The following is a 16875-nucleotide window of genomic DNA, read 5'->3' as shown; positions in this document are numbered from 1 at the left end:
GTATTGTCTAAGGTAAGGTGAGTCTTGCTACTTTGCCTGAAGTATACCCAGAAAGGTCTACAGGTTCACTTGCAAATGTCATTGATACGCTCTCTGGAGCGCCAAGAATCACTTGTAGAGGTTTTTGTCCGCGTAAATTCAGTGTCTGACCCGCTTGTTTAATGCCAGTCGACAAGGTTTTACCCGTCGCATCTTTAACTTGAATCCAGCAATCCGCTGAGAAAGAAAGTGTTAGCAAGTTGCTTGCATCGGCTTGTTCTACAACAGGCGTCTCAACAACTGGCTCTTCAACAACCATCGGTTCTTCTTCCACTGCAACAGGCGCTTGTTCGCTAATCGCAGGCTCAACGTCTTCAACTACTGGTTCTTCACTCTGTTCTACCGCTTGAACTTCATCAGCAGGTGACGTTGGTTCAACAGGCTCTTCACCTGATTCTTCGGTTAATTCGCTGACCGTTGCAAACTCTTGATCGTTACGCGAATCCTGCAATGATGACTCATTGCTCAAAACCGCTGAAACTTCAGCATCTTTATCCGCTTCGAATCCACTGTCTCTGTGGTTCTGCCACCACCAAAGTGATGACATACCGATAAGAATCACCAAGATAACCCAAGTAATAGTCATAATATGGCTATCGTGTTTGGCACGCTTGGTTTTCTTTGAGAAGCTTTGCATGGTTTGCTCTTGAGGTTCCGAAGCTGTGCTTTTCTCATAAGCTTGCAAAATTTCAGATTCTTTTAATCCAACCGCTTTGGCGTAAGAACGCAAATAGCCGCGAATAAAGGTAGCGACTAAATCAGATTCAAAGTTGTTGGCTTCTAAGTTTTGAACAATGGATAAACGCAATCTCAAACGATCAGCGACTTGTTGTTGTGTTAACCCTAAAGCTTCGCGCTTTTCTCTTAACAGGGTTCCTGGTTCTACAAATGCTGCTTCTTGTTCTACAGTTGATGTTTCTTCGACGATTGGGTTTTCTTGTTCTGTATGTTCAGTATTCATCCGCGATGTCTGTCTCGTGTTTTTGTGCTCAAGTATCGCTTCGTCGCTTTTATTATTGATTTGTTAGTAGCAATCAATGTCGATGACTTCAACAGGTGAAAATTCATTTATGTTGATATCGCCAGTAATTCGCATTTACTTTTGATAATAGTGAAACATTCTAATAGATATTAGCCTGTAAACAACAAGCATTTGGAAAAGAAATTACAGACACGTCAAGGTTTTTGCTTAAACTGACATCAAAAAGACATAATTTGTAGGATTAATTCCAAAAGTAAGTAAGCCAGAGTTCACTCTGGCTTACTAATATTTTTAACTAAATCTGTTTTACAGGGATAGCTTGCTCATCCACCTGCTTGATTTTAGTACGTTTGGTACGGTCAATAACATCACCGACCAACTGACCACACGCTGCATCAATATCATCACCACGTGTTTTACGGATCGTTACAGTATGTTCGTATTGCATCAGAGTTTTCTGGAAACGATCAATTCGTGAGTTACTTGGTTTCTTGTATGGTGAACCCGGATATGGGTTAAACGGAATCAAGTTGATCTTACAAGGTGTGTCTTTCATTAGTTGCGCCAGTTCGTGAGCATGCTCTGTACCGTCGTTCACATGATCGAGAAGTACATACTCAACCGTCACTTTGCCACGGTTTGCATTTGATGAAGCAATATAGCGACGAACAGACGCTAGGAAATCTTGAATATCCCAACGATCATTGATCGGCATAATTTCACTGCGCAGCTTATCGTTCGGCGCGTGAAGTGAAATCGCTAAAGCAACGTCAATTTGCCCCGTCATTTGGTCTAAGCCGGATACTACGCCAGAAGTAGAAACCGTTACACGGCGCTTAGAAAGACCAAAACCGAGATCATCCAGCATGATTTCTAGTGCTGGAATCAAGTTCTTCATATTCAGAAGTGGCTCACCCATGCCCATCATTACAACGTTAGTAATAGGACGACGGCCTGTTTCTTTTTCTAAGCCAATTTCGCGCGCTGCACGCCATACCTGACCGATAATTTCAGATACGCGTAAGTTACGGTTAAAACCTTGTTGGGCTGTAGAACAGAATTTACATTCAAGCGCACAACCTACCTGAGAAGAGACGCAAAGCGTTGCACGATCTTCTTCTGGGATATAAACCGTTTCTACGTCCTGATCACCCACTTTCATAGCCCACTTGATGGTGCCATCACTGGAGTGTTGAGCTTCAGAAACGTACGGTGCACGAATTTCACACTTTTGAATCAGTTTTTCGCGCAGCTGCTTATTAATATTGGTCATCTTGTCGAAGTCGTCACAACCAAAATGGTAAATCCACTTCATCACCTGATCTGCACGGAATGCTTTTTCACCCAGTTCATCAGCGAAAAATGAACGCATAGCCTTGCGATCAAAATCAAGTAAATTGACTTTTTGTGTGGTCATGTAGCCTCTCAAAGATGGAACTATAATTAAGGGCGCGAATTGTACAGCCTTTAGGCAATAACGACAAGGGCTGCAATACCATGAGTTTACTAGGGTATTTACAAGCCATTGAATAAAAAATAAACAGCAAATTAAAAAAATAGCAAACAGGCTTCGAGTACTAAGTGAAGTTGCTAAAAAACAGAGATTTCAGTGTTGCGAGAAGTATCTGGCGGGTACAAAAAAGCTCCCTTTCGGGAGCTCCTTAAAATTAAACTACAGCTTCTGAGCGAGGACAGATTTCTGATTCAGGGAAAAAGAATTCAATCTCGCGTGCAGCAGACTCAGGGCTATCACTGCCGTGTACTGAGTTATGACGCATGCTGAGTGCATAGTCAGCACGGATAGTGCCACATGCAGCTTCTTCAGGATTAGTCTTGCCCATCAGCTCACGGTAACGCGTAATTGCATCTTCACCTTCAAGAACTTGAACCATAATTGGGCCAGAAGTCATAAACTCTTTTAGCGGTTCAAAGAATGGCTTTCCTTCGTGTTCCGCGTAAAAGCCGCTTGCTTGTTCATCAGTCAGACGAAGCATTTTCGCTGCGATAATGCGTAGTCCAGCCTTTTCAATACGATGATAAATCTCACCGATTAGATCACGTTCCACGGCGTCAGGCTTAATGATAGAAAATGTTCTTTCTAGGGCCATAAGATGTCCTTTTACTTTACTTGTCGTTTTATTTTAAAAAGGCGGCTCTTAGGCCACCTTTAATTACTTCGATTACTTAGCTTGATCCATTAGTACGCGAGAGATGGTTCTTACGCCCATGCCCGTTGCACCTGCAGCCCATTTATCACTTGGAGACTTACGGTAAGTACCCGCACAGTCAAAGTGTAGCCAGCCTTTCTTGTGGTCTTCAACGAAGTAAGACAAGAATGCAGCCGCAGTACTTGCGCCCGGCGAGTAATCACCAGAGCTAATGTTAGATAGATCAGCGAAAGGTGAAGGCAGCATTTCACGATGGAAATCCATCAGCGGAAGTGGCCATAGACCTTCATGTTCTTCTTTAGCCGCTGTCAGAGCTTGGTGTGACAACTCGTCATCAAAGCTCATCAGCGCATGGAAATCATTGCCTAATGCATTTTTTGCTGCGCCAGTTAGCGTTGCGCAGTCAATAATCAGCTCAGGTTTTTGCTCACTGGCGAACATCAGACCGTCAGCCAATACCAAGCGGCCTTCCGCGTCAGTATTCATGATTTCTACTGTTTTACCGTTCTTGTAAGTGATGATATCACCCAGCTTAAGAGCACGACCTGAAACCATGTTTTCAGCACAGCATAGAATCAATTTCACGCGCTTATTTAAACCGCGAAGAATTGAAAGTGCCAGCGCACCAGTAATCATGCCTGCACCGCCCATATCTGCTTTCATCGCAGACATCATGCCAGATGCTTTTAGGCTGTAACCACCGGAATCGAAAGTAATACCTTTACCAACTAAACATGCGAACACGGGTGCGTCTTCTTTTCCTGTTGGGTTGAAGTCGAGTTGTAGCATTGCTGAGGTGCGATCTGAACCACGACCAACGGCGAAAATGCCTTCCCAACCTTCAGCTAAAAGATCTTTGTCTTTTACGATACGGTAAGAAACTTGTTCAGGAGCCAGAGATTTCACGAACTCAGCCGCCATAGTCGCAAGCTGACGAGGTGCCACTTCTTCGGCACTCTTGTTAATAATGTCGCGAACCCAATCTGTGGTTTTAATACGAGCTTCTAGTTCTGCTTGTGCTTCTTGCTCTAGCGGTTTCCACTCAACCGTGTTTCTCTTCTTCGCTTCACGGTAGCCTTGATAGAAAGCCCAAATAGATTCGAGATCCCAACCTTCGCCTTCTAGAGATACAGAACGCAAACCTTGAGTATCCAGTTTACGAGCAGCGCGTTGAATCGCACCTAAATCGTGAGATTGAGTAAGGTGAATCGTTGTTCCTTGCTCAGAAAATGATAATAACGCCTTTTCTCCCCACTGAGGCTGGGCAGCTTCCAGGCTAATAAATACAGACATTTGTGTAGACATGGTTTCTCCTTGTCTTAGTAATGGCGTCTCTTCGCCACATCTCTTTAATAACTCGGGGATGTTAGCATTTTGTCAGTTAAAAATATCAACTTGATAAAAAAACGGGCAACTAGGCCCGCTTTTTTATTAAAACTGTTAACTTAGCGAGGCTAGGTTAGCGAATTTAATCGCGCTCATCCATCCAGCACATAATGATCGCTTCAAGGATTTTTTCGTTCGAGTGATTAGGCTCATCGTCAAAATCTTCAAGGTCCAATATCCACTGATGTAAATCAGTAAAACGTACGTTTTGCGGTTCAATATCAGGATACTTTTCGCAAAGTTCAATCGCGATATCGCGTGAATCTGTCCATTTCATAATGTTATTCCAGTGTCATATACTCAGGCTTGAATCAAGCCGAAGTGATAATTAGTGATCTTCAGATGCGTGATTCAAAGTGTATTTTGGAATTTCAACAACCAAATCTTCATCCGCGACTTTTGCCTGACAGCTCAAACGAGATTCAGGCTCTAAGCCCCATGCTTTATCTAGCATGTCATCTTCGAGTTCATCACTCTCTTCTAGCGAGTCAAAACCTTCACGGACAATGCAGTGACAAGTGGTACATGCACAGGATTTCTCACACGCATGCTCAATTCCGATACCGTTTTTCAACGCCACATCAAGAATCGTTTCGCCAGGTTGCGCTTCTAATACCGCACCTTCCGGGCAAAGTGTTTCATGGGGTAAAACAATAATCTTAGGCATTTTTTGTCTTCTCTTTAAATCTCGTCAACTGAATGACCAGCCAATGCGGCACGAATAGATTTATCCATACGGCGCGACGCAAAATCTTGGCTCGCTTTATCGGTATCTTTTATTCCTTGCTCAATAGCATCTGCATCATCACCGTTGCGTAATTCGATCAGTGATTCAATAGCATTAACTAAAAGCTGGCGCTCATCTTGGCCCAGTAATTCGTCACCATCTGCCTGCATTGCTGCAATCAGACCTTCGATGACACGATCAGCTTCAACACGCTGTTCCATCAAGGCTCTTGCTTGCATGTCTTCTTTAGCATAAGCCATAGAATCACGCAGCATTTGAGCAACTTCATCATCGCTTAAACCGTAAGACGGTTTAACCTGAATTTCGGCTTGGACGCCAGTGCTCTTTTCCATTGCGGTTACGGATAGCAGACCATCCGCATCTACTTGGTAAGTCACGCGAACATGTGCAGCACCAGCGGCCATTGGCGGAATACCTTTGAGTGAAAAACGCGCCAGTGAACGACAGTCATCCACTAATTCACGCTCACCCTGAACAACGTGGACACTCATCGCTGTTTGACCATCTTTGAAGGTGGTGAACTCTTGTGCTCTTGCCACAGGGATCGTGGTGTTACGTGGAATAATTTTTTCCACTAGGCCACCCATGGTTTCAATACCCAGAGACAGCGGAATCACATCCAACAATAGCATTTCAGAATCAGGCTTATTGCCAGCCAGAACATCTGCTTGAATCGCAGCACCAATAGCCACCACTTCATCAGGGTTGATACTGGTTAAAGGTGTACGCCCAAAGAACTCACCCACTTGCTCACGCACGTATGGAGTACGAGTGGAGCCACCAACCATGACCACTTCCAATACTTCATCTGCCGAAATCTGCGCGTCTTTCAGCGCGCGGCGACAAGACATTAGCGTCTTTTTCACTAGTGGCTGGATCAGTTCATTGAATTGTTGTTTGGTTAGCACGCCAGACCAATCAAGGACATTAACGTCGACTTGGTCGTTATCTGACAGTGCAATTTTCGCAGCCGTTGCTGCGTTTAATAGCTCACGGTGTTTGCTTGAACTTAACTGGCCTTCAATACCCATTTGCTGTTGCAGGTATTCGGCTATCAGATGGTCGAAATCGTCGCCGCCCAATGCTGAATCACCACCTGTTGCGAGCACTTCAAATACGCCTTTTGACAGACGTAAAATAGAAATATCGAACGTACCGCCACCTAAGTCATAAACCGCAATCACACCTTCCTGAGCGGAATCCAGACCGTAAGCAATGGCTGCGGCCGTTGGTTCATTGAGTAGACGTAATACGTGTAATCCGGCAAGAGCCGCTGCATCTTTGGTTGCGACTCGTTGAGCATCATCAAAGTAAGCAGGAACAGTGATAACCACGCCTGCCAATTCGCCGCCTAATGTGTTTTCAGCTCTTTGGCCTAGCGTTCTCAAAATGTCTGCAGACACTTGAATCGGGTTTTTGTCACCGTGAGATGTTTGCATGATCGGCAAACCGTTTTCACTGGCTTTAAATTGATACGGCAGATTTGGGTAACGAGACTGAATATCAGTTAATGAACGACCAACAAGTCTCTTTACCGAAATAATGGTATTAGCAGGATCAGCTTGCGCGTTGTCATGAGCGTCATAGCCGACCACTTTTTCTTCTTGGGAATAAGACACAACGGAAGGCAGGATGCTTCGTCCTTGCTCATCAACTAAAGTGGTTGCCGTGCCGCTTCTCACTGAAGCCACTAACGAGTTGGTGGTTCCTAAATCAATGCCTGCAGCCAGTTTATGCTGGTGCGGTGCAGAACTTTGACCCGGTTCTGCAATTTGAAGTAATGCCATCTATGGGTCCTTTTTTTAGAATTAGCCGAGGAGTTTGTCTTCGACTCGTTCTATTTCATTTTTTAATTTGGCAATAAATTTGAGCTTACGAACAGTGTCTGCTGCGGTATTCCACTGCTCACTGTTTAGCTCTTGCTCTACTTGAATTAAGTGCTGTTTATACATTTTCTCGACTTTACTATCAAAGTCGAACAGCGCACTTTCCGCATCAGAGCTGTCGGTAATTGCTTCTAGTTCTTCACGCAGTTCCATCTGTTCCATCAGGAACATTGGATCTTGAAGAGTTTGCTGCTCACCTCGGAGTTCAACGCCGTTAAGTGACAGCAGGTATTCTGCGCGAGAGATTGGGCTTTTTAAAATTTGATTGGCATCGTTAATCTCTGCCGTTTTTTGTACCGACATCAGTCGATCACGCTCAGAAGCCGTGGCAAAGTTATCTGGATGAAAACGCTTTTGCAACTCACGGAACTGAGAAGAAAGAAGGCTACCATCCAGTTGAAACTGAGTTGGTAGCCCAAATAATTCGAAATAATTCATGTAGATATCGGTCCTTTAATTCGATTTAGGATGAACGTTTGCTCACCCTAAATTCAGAGAACTCTTAGACGTTGAAGCTTTCACCACAACCACATTCGCCTTTGACATTTGGGTTGTTGAATTCAAAGCCTTCATTCAAGCCTTCTTTTTTGTAGTCCAGCTCTGTGCCGTCTAAGTAAACCAAGCTTTTCGCATCAATGATAACTTTCACACCGTTATCTTCGAAGACTTGGTCACCGTCTTCAAGATCATCAACGAATTCTAGTACGTATGCCATACCTGAACACCCAGTCGTTCTTACGCCTAAACGTAAGCCGATACCTTTTCCTCGGTTATCCAAAAAGGTTTTAACTCGGTGTGCTGCTGATTCAGTTAGAGTAATGGCCATACTGCTACCTTTGGGTCTTCTGTTAATTAAAGTGGGAGTAACAAAGGGTTACTCCCCAATCATTTATTATTCTTGATGTTTTTTCTTGTAATCCGCAACAGCGGCTTTGATTGCATCTTCTGCCAAGATTGAGCAGTGAACTTTCACTGGTGGTAGCTCTAGTTCTTCCGCAATTTCAGCGTTTTTGATCGCTGCTGCTTCGTCAATTGATTTACCTTTAACCCATTCAGTTACAAGCGAGCTTGATGCGATTGCGCTACCACATCCGTAAGTCTTGAATTTTGCATCTTCAATGATGCCTTCAGGAGATACTTTAATTTGTAGACGCATTACGTCACCACATGCAGGTGCACCAACCATGCCGCTACCTACTGATGGATCTTCCTTGTCAAACGAACCTACGTTACGTGGGTTCTCGTAATGATCAATTACTTTTTCACTATATGCCATGATAGTTACCTCGAATCCTCTAAGTCGCTGGAAAGATTAATGATGAGCCCACTCAACGGTGTTCAAATCTACCCCTTCCTTGTACATATCCCATAGTGGCGACATGTCGCGTAATTTGTTGACAGCTACACGAATCAATTCAATCGCATAATCAATGTCTTCTTCTGTCGTAAAACGACCGAATGAGAAACGAATTGAGCTGTGAGCCAATTCATCATTAAGACCAAGAGCACGTAGTACGTACGATGGTTCAAGGCTTGCTGATGTACATGCACTGCCTGAAGATACCGCAAGGTCTTTCAGAGACATAAGCAGTGATTCACCTTCAACGAAAGCAAAGCTCACGTTTAGGTTGTTCGGTAAACGCTGTTCTAGGTCACCGTTGATCGAAACTGCTTCCATATCTTTGATGCCAGCTAGTAGACGATCACGCAGTTTTTTAGCGTGGTCGAAATCTTGTTGCATCTCTTCTTTTGCAATTCGGAATGCTTCACCCATACCCACGATTTGGTGAGTTGGAAGTGTTCCTGAGCGGAAACCACGCTCGTGGCCGCCACCGTGCATTTGCGCTTCAAGACGAATACGTGGTTTACGACGTACGTATAAAGCACCAATACCTTTAGGACCGTAAATTTTGTGCGCCGACATAGAGATAAGGTCAACTTTCATCTCTTGAACGTCGATTGGCAATTTGCCTGCTGATTGCGCTGCGTCTACATGGAAAACAATTTTACGTGAACGACACAGTTCGCCAATAGCAGTGATATCTTGAATAACACCGATTTCATTGTTCACATGCATGATAGAAACAAGAATGGTGTCATCACGCATTGCTGCTTCTAATTTATGTAGATCAATGAGGCCATTTGCTTCTGGCTCAAGATAAGTCACTTCAAAACCTTCACGCTCTAACTGACGAGTAGTGTCCAGTACAGCTTTGTGCTCAGTTTTACAGGTAATGATGTGTTTACCTTGTTTTTGATAAAAGTGTGCAACACCTTTAATCGCTAGGTTGTTAGACTCTGTTGCGCCTGAAGTGAAGATAATTTCACGAGGGTCAGCATTCAATAGTTCTGCAATTTGCTCACGAGCAGTATCAACAGCTTCTTCTGCCTGCCAGCCATAACGATGAGAACGAGATGCAGGGTTACCGAAAGTACCATCCATCGTCATGTACTGAACCATCTTTTCAGCAACACGTGGATCAACTGGGCAAGTTGCTGAATAGTCTAAATAAATAGGCAGTTTCATTTTCTACTCCAATGCAATGTAAACGTCGTTCTTAAGAACGAACATTAATACCTACGGGTGCCGCACCAATGGTGACTGTGTTCGAATTTTTGTGTGCAATCCCGTGGTTAACCGCAAGATCGATATCTTGGCGATCTGAAATTTCTAGCACTTCATTATCAACCATCAGCTCACCCAGAGTGATGTTGTTAAGGAAGTCACTGATGCGAGAGCTTAGGTCGCGCCACAGTGTATGTGTTAAGCAGCGAGTACCACCTTGGCAATCACCTTTTCCGTGACACTTAGTTGCATCAACGGATTCATCAACTGCGGCAATCACTGTACCAATTGAAATCGAGTGGCCATTCATACCTAAGCGATAACCACCGCCCGGACCACGAACGCTAGCAACTAAACCTGCTTTACGTAATTTCGAAAACAGTTGCTCTAAATATGAAAGCGAGATGCCTTGGCGTTCAGAAATATCTGCCAATGGTACTGGGCTTTGTTGCGAATGCAGAGCCACATCTAACATGGCTGTTACCGCATATCTTCCTTTAGATGTAAGTCTCATATCACACCGTATCCACATTGATTATGTGGTTAGAAGTTTCACATACCTGACTAATATGGTCAAGTATTTATTTGACTAAAATAGTCAGGTATTTAACCATTAACTAAAAATGGTTATTCTTTATTATCTAGACTTTTTCCAACAGCAGTAAGAACGCCACGTAAGATGTTGAGTTCTTGAGCTTCTGGACGCGCACGATTAAAAAGGCGACGAAGTTTGTTCATCACTTGGCCCGGTTGTGCCTCTGAGATGAACTGGGTTTCAATCATTACTTTTTCAAGGTGTTCATAGAACATTTCCAGTTCTTTATGACGAGGGTATTCCTCTTCAGCTTGAGGCGCGTATTGAGATTGAACCTGATTTAAATGCGCAACGCGGATTTCATAACATATTGTTTGAACCGCCATGGCTAAATTTAGAGAGCTGTAGTCAGGATTTGCAGGGATGCAGACGTGGTAATGGCAAGTTTGCAGTTCTTCATTGGTTAGCCCTGTACGTTCACGTCCAAAGACCAAAGCAACCGGATGTTTTTGCCCTTCAATAGCAAACTTCTCACCGCATTCGCGAGGATCAAGCATTGGCCATTCAAGCGTTCTTGAACGAGCGCTAGAACCAACGACTAAACCACAGTCTTCTACAGCTTCTTCTAAACTATTAACAATTCGAGCATTGAGTGCGATTTCGCTTGCGCCAGCGGCTAATGCAACAGCTTGAGCATCTACCTCACACTGAGGATCAACCAAGACCATTTCGCTGAGACCCATGACTTTCATAGCACGTGCTGCAGAGCCGATATTGCCTGAATGAGAGGTTCCCACTAAAACCACTTTAACATTGCTTAACATGATGTATTTACGCTACTCAACTTATAACCGCAGAATATTAACATAAACCTGAGTAAAATGGTCAGAAGCTTCACTCCCCTCAGAACCGAATGAATAAAAAATAACCACTTCCATTTTGATAAACATTTGGTATACTGCGCACCGCTTTTTCGTTCTTTAACATCCGTTGGGAAATCCGTATGCATCCTATGCTAAACATTGCTATTCGCGCTGCGCGAAAGGCAGGCAATCATATTGCTAAATCTCTAGAAACTCCTGAGAAAATCGAAGCCACTCAAAAAGGCATGAACGACTTTGTCACTAACGTAGACAAAGAAGCTGAAAACATTATCGTTTCTACGATTAAAAGCTCTTACCCAGAGCACTGCATCATTGCCGAAGAAGGCGGTCTGATCGAAGGTAAAGATCAGGATGTACAATGGATTATTGACCCACTGGATGGCACGACAAACTTTATAAAAGGTTTACCTCACTTCTGCGTTTCAATTGCTGTTCGTATTAAAGGCAAGACTGAAGTAGCTTGTGTTTACAACCCAATGCTAAACGAGCTATTCACAGCTCAACGTGGCTCAGGTGCACAGCTAAACAGCGGTCGTATCCGTATCAAACAAATTAAAGACCTGCAAGGTGCCGTTTTGGCAACTGGCTTCCCATTCAAACAAAAGCAACACTCAGAATCTTACATGAAGATTATGACGTCTCTATTTGTTGAATGTTCAGACTTCCGTCGTACTGGCTCTGCAGCTCTTGACCTATGTTACCTAGCATCTAACCGTGTTGACGGCTACTTTGAACTTGGTTTGAAACCTTGGGATCTTGCAGCAGGTGAACTGATTGCTCGTGAAGCAGGCGCAATCCTAACAGATTTCGCTGGCGGTACTGATTACATGAAATCAGGCAACATCGTTGGCTCTAGCCCACGCGGTGTGAAAGCTATTCTGAACCACATCCGTGAAAACGGTAACAGTGCGATTCTGAAATAACAGCTCCGTCACAGCTGATAAATAGAAAGCCCCTTCCTAACGGTTGGGGCTTTTTTGTGTCTGACTGTCGCTGAAGATACAAAGCTAGAAGCAGTCATTATCAGCTTTGATGAAACTCAAATCCCCTTTTCACTGCAGCTAATTTGCAACTTTCAGTAAAAAGACAAACTCGAAGAATAGAAAAAGAAAAAGCCACTGAACTCAGTGGCTTTCTAATCTCTTATGGCATCTCGTCGAATTCGGCACCTTCTTTCTCCACTTGTGGAGTCAGTAAGTGCTCACGAGTAATACCTAATTTCAATGCTAGAGCAGAAGCCACATAGATTGAAGAGTAAGTACCGACTGTGATACCGAGTAGAAGTGCCATTGCGAAACCGTGAATCAAAGCACCGCCTTGGGTAAACAAGGCAATAACCACAAACAAGGTTGTACCTGAAGTAATCAAAGTACGACTTAATGTTTGCGTGATTGAACTGTTCATGATTTCAGCAGGTTCACCTTTACGCATCTTGCGGAAGTTCTCTCGAATACGGTCGAATACAACGATGGTATCGTTGAGTGAGTAACCGACTACCGTTAGCAAAGCCGCAACGATGGTTAAGTCCACCTCAACTTGCATAAGCGAGAAAATACCAAGCGTAATAATCACGTCGTGCGCCAGTGCCAATACAGCACCTGCCGCTAAACGCCATTCGAAACGCATAGACACATACAGAAGAATACACAGTAGCGATACTAAAATCGCCAAACCGCCCGCTTCTGTCAGTTCATCACCTACGTTAGGACCAACGAACTCGATACGACGCATTTCAACCGATTCACCCGTACCTTCTTTAATCGCACCCAAGATTTGGTTACCCAGCGCTTCGCTTGCCACATTTTCACGTGGGCGAAGACGAACCATCACATCTCTAGCTGAACCAAAGTTCTGTACAGTTGCATCACCAAAGCCTTTCGTTTCTAGTGCTAAACGAATCTCTTCAAGGTTTACAGGTTGTTCAAAACCCACCTCGATCAGTGTACCGCCCGTAAAGTCTAAGCCCCAGTTCAGCCATTTTGTCGATAGTGTGAAAATCGAAGCTCCGATCATGAGTATCGAGAAAATGAACGCGAACTTCGACCAACGCATAAAGTCGATCGATTTATCTGTTTTCAGAATTTGAAACATACCAATTCCTACCCTTAGATCGACAATTTGTTAATGCGTTTACCACCGTACAACAAGTTGACGATACAACGAGTGCCGATAATTGCAGTAAACATTGAAGTGAGAATACCGATAGACAGAGTCACAGCGAAACCTTTGATCGCCCCCGTACCCACAGCAAACAGAATGATTGCAGTAATTAAGGTGGTGATGTTCGCATCGGCGATAGTACTGAACGCGTTCGCATAACCTTGGTGAATCGCTTGCTGAGGGTTACGCCCGTCACGCAGCTCTTCACGTATACGTTCAAAGATCAGTACGTTCGCATCCACTGCCATACCTACGGTTAATACAATACCCGCAATACCTGGTAGGGTCATTGTTGCCCCCGGAATCATAGACATCACGCCGATGATCAATACAAGGTTGGCAAACAGTGCGACGTTGGCAATCAAACCAAACTTACGGTAGTAAAGTAGAGTAAACAGCATTACTGCAACCATACCCCAGATACACGCTTGAATACCCATATCGATATTCTGTTGACCCATAGATGGACCAATGGTGCGTTCTTCTACAATCGAGATTGGCGCAATTAGAGCACCTGCACGTAATAGAAGAGCTAGGTTATGAGCTTCAGCCGCTGAATCGATACCGGTAATACGGAAGCTACGGCCTAGAGCAGATTGAATCGTTGCTTGGTTAACCACTTCTTCGTGCTTAACTAAGATAACTTTACCTTCTGGAGTCTTACGACCGCTGTCTTTGTATTCAGCAAACACAGTAGCCATCAGCTTGCCAATGTTCTTTTTAGAGAACGCTGACATCTTCGCGCCACCTTCACTATCCAGTGAGATGTTTACCTGAGGACGACCATATTCATCAGTGCTTGAGCTTGCATCAGTGATACTTGAACCACCAAGAATGACACGCTTTTTAAGCACTGCAGGGCGACCTTCACGGTCAAACTTAACTTCGCTGCCTGCAGGTACACGACCCGCAGCCGCTGCTGCTAAATCTGCTTTGTCATCCACTTCACGGAATTCAAGTGTCGCAGTAGCACCAAGAATCTCTTTCGCACGAGCCGTATCCTGAACACCTGGCAGTTCAACAACGATGCGAGTTGCACCTTGACGTTGTACCAACGGTTCAGCAACACCCAGTTCGTTTACACGGTTACGTAGGATGCTGATGTTTTGTTCAACAGCGTAGTTACGAATTTCTTGCAGACGAGTTTCAGAGAATTGCGCTTTGAGAACGAATTGATTGCTTTCATCAGAAGCAATGAATGTCATATCGCGGTGTTTTGCTTCTAAAGAGGCTTTTGCTTGAGCAAGTTGCTCAGCATCACGTAACACCACTTCTACTGAATCTTTAAGAGGACGAATTGCACGGTAGCGAATTTTGTCTTCTCGCAGTTCACTGCGGAATGCTTCTTCTTGCTGACTGACCAGTTTTTCCATCGCGGCATCCATGTCTACTTCCATCAGGAAGTGAACACCACCACGAAGGTCGAGACCAAGCTTCATAGGTGCTGCACCTATTGCTTCAAGCCAATCAGGAGTTGATGCTGCTAGGTTTAATGCCACAATCGTGTCTTTACCCAGAGCTTCACTTACGACATCGCGCGCGCTGATTTGAGTATCTGTGTCATTAAATCGAACAAGGATAGATCCATTTTCAAGACCAATGGATTTATGAGAAAGCTGCGCTTTATCTAGCGCTTGAGTGACAGAATCCAGCGTTGACAGATCTACAGAGGCGCCACGCGCCCCTGTAATTTGAATAGCTGGATCTTCACCGTAAATATTTGGAAGTGCATACAAAGCAGAGACGGCAATAACAAATACCACCATCAAGTACTTCCATAACGGATAACGGTTTAGCACAGAGAAGATCCTCTAGCTGTTTATAGAGATTTCAGCGTACCTTTTGGTAATACTGCTGTAATGAAGTCTTTTTTAAGAACGATTTCGTTGTTCTCATTAAGAGCAATAGACACATAATCGTTGTCTTCTGCAATTTTAGTAATGCGACCTACTAATCCACCACTGGTAAGCACTTCATCACCTTTAGCCATAGAAGCCATTAGGTTTTTATGCTCTTTTACACGCTTTGATTGTGGGCGGTAAATCATGAAGTAGAAGATTACCGCGAACATGCCAAGCATGATTAGCATTTCAAAACCACCACCAGCTGGAGTACCAGCAGGAGCCGCGTGTGCTACAGAAATTAGACTCATTGAGAAACGTCCTCTAAGTTGTTTTGTCTAGTTTGAAATCTATTGGGTTGCGCAACGTTGAATTCAAGTCAGGAATAGAGATAAATCCAACTTAGCGCACGAAATTACGTTAATGCCAGCACACATGCTGGCATCAACATTAAGCTTTCTCTTTTTGTAGAGGTGGAACTTCACGATTGCGTCGTGCGTAGAACTCTTCTACAAATTGATCGAAACGGTCTTCATCAATCGCAGTACGGATACTTTCCATCAAACGTTGGTAGTAGCGCAAGTTATGAATGGTATTCAGGCGAGCGCCCAAAATTTCATTACAACGATCTAAATGGTGAAGATACGATTTCGAGTAATTTTTGCAAGTGTAACAATCACAATGCGGGTCTAATGGAGAAGTATCCGTTTTATGAACCGCGTTGCGAATCTTGATTACACCGCCAGTCACGAATAAATGACCGTTACGCGCGTTACGTGTTGGCATAACACAGTCAAACATATCGATACCACGGCGTACACCTTCTACTAAATCTTCCGGTTTGCCAACGCCCATTAAGTAACGAGGTTTGTCTTCCGGTAGCTGTGGACAGGTGTGCTCAAGCATACGGTGCATGTCTTCTTTTGGTTCACCAACCGCAAGACCACCAACAGCGTAGCCATCGAAACCAATTTCAGTCAGGCCTTTTACAGAAACATCACGTAAGTCTTCGTATACGCTACCTTGAACGATACCGAACAAAGAGTTCGGGTTTTCAAGCTTGTCAAAATGATCGCGAGAACGTTGAGCCCAACGAAGAGACATCTCCATTGATTTCTTTGCTTCATCATGAGTCGCAGGGTATGGCGTACATTCATCGAAAATCATCACGATGTCTGAACCAAGGTCTTTTTGGATCTCCATAGACTTTTCAGCGTCCATGAAAATCTTGTCACCGTTTACTGGGTTACGGAAATGCACACCTTCCTCAGTGATTTTACGAATATCACCAAGGCTGAACACTTGGAAACCGCCTGAATCGGTCAAGATTGGACCTTGCCAGTTCATGAAATCATGCAAGTCACCGTGCATTTTCATTACTTCTTGGCCTGGACGTAACCAAAGGTGGAAAGTGTTACCCAGTAGAATTTGTGCGCCAGTATCAGCCACTTCTTCCGGTGTCATACCTTTTACCGTACCGTAAGTACCGACAGGCATAAACGCTGGCGTTTGCACTGTGCCACGTTCAAAAGTCAGCTGACCGCGACGTGCATTGCCATTTTTCTTTTTTAGATTGAATTGTAGTTTCACAAAGCCTCCAAATGTCAGAGAAACAGTCTGACGGATTGATACCTACACCCAGCATTAAATTAACACTAGCCTAGGTACAAACAGCTACCC

At 44.1% G+C, this 16875-nt stretch carries 18 protein-coding genes; 1 reads left to right on the top strand and 17 read right to left on the bottom strand.

What is annotated here, in order from left to right:
• Positions 1–7 precede the first annotated feature (7 nt).
• The 13 genes from rodZ to trmJ all read right to left on the bottom strand — a co-directional run bounded on the left by rodZ (position 8) and on the right by trmJ (position 11134).
• On the bottom strand, positions 8–1000 hold the full coding sequence (gene rodZ, locus AAGA51_RS03275) for a cytoskeleton protein RodZ (RefSeq protein WP_042489674.1): 993 nt from the start codon (positions 998–1000) through the stop codon (positions 8–10).
• Between the two features lie 316 nt (positions 1001–1316).
• Positions 1317–2438, bottom strand: a complete 1122-nt coding sequence (locus tag AAGA51_RS03270) for a bifunctional tRNA (adenosine(37)-C2)-methyltransferase TrmG/ribosomal RNA large subunit methyltransferase RlmN (RefSeq protein WP_042489672.1) — start codon at positions 2436–2438, stop codon at positions 1317–1319.
• A gap of 250 nt (positions 2439–2688) precedes the next feature.
• On the bottom strand, positions 2689–3129 hold the full coding sequence (gene ndk, locus AAGA51_RS03265) for a nucleoside-diphosphate kinase (RefSeq protein ID WP_042489669.1): 441 nt from the start codon (positions 3127–3129) through the stop codon (positions 2689–2691).
• Positions 3130–3201: 72 nt separating this feature from the next.
• A complete protein-coding gene (pepB, locus tag AAGA51_RS03260) occupies positions 3202–4494 on the bottom strand; it encodes an aminopeptidase PepB (RefSeq protein ID WP_042489667.1) in 1293 nt (430 codons plus the stop codon).
• A 163-nt stretch (positions 4495–4657) separates the two neighbouring features.
• Positions 4658–4852 carry a Fe-S cluster assembly protein IscX gene (gene iscX / locus AAGA51_RS03255; RefSeq protein WP_042489665.1) on the bottom strand — a complete coding sequence of 65 codons (195 nt, stop codon included), beginning with the start codon at positions 4850–4852 and terminating at the stop codon, positions 4658–4660.
• A 51-nt stretch (positions 4853–4903) separates the two neighbouring features.
• A complete protein-coding gene (fdx, locus tag AAGA51_RS03250; protein WP_042489664.1) occupies positions 4904–5242 on the bottom strand; it encodes an ISC system 2Fe-2S type ferredoxin in 339 nt (112 codons plus the stop codon).
• Positions 5243–5256: 14 nt separating this feature from the next.
• The gene (hscA, locus tag AAGA51_RS03245; protein WP_042489662.1) at positions 5257–7110 is read right to left on the bottom strand and encodes a Fe-S protein assembly chaperone HscA; all 1854 of its coding nucleotides are present in this window, start codon (positions 7108–7110) and stop codon (positions 5257–5259) included.
• A gap of 21 nt (positions 7111–7131) precedes the next feature.
• Positions 7132–7647, bottom strand: coding sequence for a co-chaperone HscB (hscB, locus tag AAGA51_RS03240; protein WP_042489661.1), 516 nt, complete (start codon positions 7645–7647; stop codon positions 7132–7134).
• 64 nt (positions 7648–7711) lie between these two features.
• The gene (iscA, locus tag AAGA51_RS03235; RefSeq protein WP_042489660.1) at positions 7712–8035 is read right to left on the bottom strand and encodes an iron-sulfur cluster assembly protein IscA; all 324 of its coding nucleotides are present in this window, start codon (positions 8033–8035) and stop codon (positions 7712–7714) included.
• Between the two features lie 66 nt (positions 8036–8101).
• Positions 8102–8485, bottom strand: a complete 384-nt coding sequence (iscU, locus tag AAGA51_RS03230) for a Fe-S cluster assembly scaffold IscU (RefSeq protein WP_042489659.1) — start codon at positions 8483–8485, stop codon at positions 8102–8104.
• A gap of 36 nt (positions 8486–8521) precedes the next feature.
• The gene (locus tag AAGA51_RS03225; RefSeq protein WP_042489658.1) at positions 8522–9736 is read right to left on the bottom strand and encodes an IscS subfamily cysteine desulfurase; all 1215 of its coding nucleotides are present in this window, start codon (positions 9734–9736) and stop codon (positions 8522–8524) included.
• A gap of 31 nt (positions 9737–9767) precedes the next feature.
• Positions 9768–10289: a Fe-S cluster assembly transcriptional regulator IscR gene (iscR, locus tag AAGA51_RS03220; protein WP_042489657.1), complete on the bottom strand. Its 522-nt coding sequence runs from the start codon at positions 10287–10289 to the stop codon at positions 9768–9770.
• Between the two features lie 113 nt (positions 10290–10402).
• Complete coding sequence (gene trmJ / locus AAGA51_RS03215) at positions 10403–11134, bottom strand: tRNA (cytosine(32)/uridine(32)-2'-O)-methyltransferase TrmJ (protein ID WP_042489655.1); 732 nt, start codon at positions 11132–11134, stop codon at positions 10403–10405.
• A 179-nt stretch (positions 11135–11313) separates the two neighbouring features.
• On the opposite strand from trmJ, the gene suhB reads away from it, so the two are divergent.
• Positions 11314–12117, top strand: a complete 804-nt coding sequence (suhB, locus tag AAGA51_RS03210) for an inositol-1-monophosphatase (protein ID WP_042489653.1) — start codon at positions 11314–11316, stop codon at positions 12115–12117.
• A 220-nt stretch (positions 12118–12337) separates the two neighbouring features.
• Here the strand turns inward: suhB and secF are convergent, their stop codons facing one another.
• The 4 genes from secF to tgt form a co-directional block, all read right to left on the bottom strand.
• The gene (gene secF, locus AAGA51_RS03205) at positions 12338–13285 is read right to left on the bottom strand and encodes a protein translocase subunit SecF (protein ID WP_042489651.1); all 948 of its coding nucleotides are present in this window, start codon (positions 13283–13285) and stop codon (positions 12338–12340) included.
• Between the two features lie 14 nt (positions 13286–13299).
• On the bottom strand, positions 13300–15153 hold the full coding sequence (gene secD, locus AAGA51_RS03200) for a protein translocase subunit SecD (RefSeq protein WP_081878777.1): 1854 nt from the start codon (positions 15151–15153) through the stop codon (positions 13300–13302).
• 20 nt (positions 15154–15173) lie between these two features.
• Entirely contained in the window at positions 15174–15506 is a 333-nt protein-coding gene (yajC, locus tag AAGA51_RS03195; RefSeq protein ID WP_042489647.1) for a preprotein translocase subunit YajC, read from the bottom strand.
• Between the two features lie 139 nt (positions 15507–15645).
• Positions 15646–16785, bottom strand: coding sequence for a tRNA guanosine(34) transglycosylase Tgt (tgt, locus tag AAGA51_RS03190; protein WP_042489645.1), 1140 nt, complete (start codon positions 16783–16785; stop codon positions 15646–15648).
• Positions 16786–16875 lie beyond the last annotated feature (90 nt).

Source organism: Vibrio diazotrophicus (genome assembly GCF_038452265.1).
Taxonomy (GTDB): Bacteria; Pseudomonadota; Gammaproteobacteria; order Enterobacterales; family Vibrionaceae; genus Vibrio; species Vibrio diazotrophicus.
The sequence above is the reverse complement of the archived record's forward strand: the minus strand, read 5'-3'. Positions and strand labels throughout refer to the sequence as shown.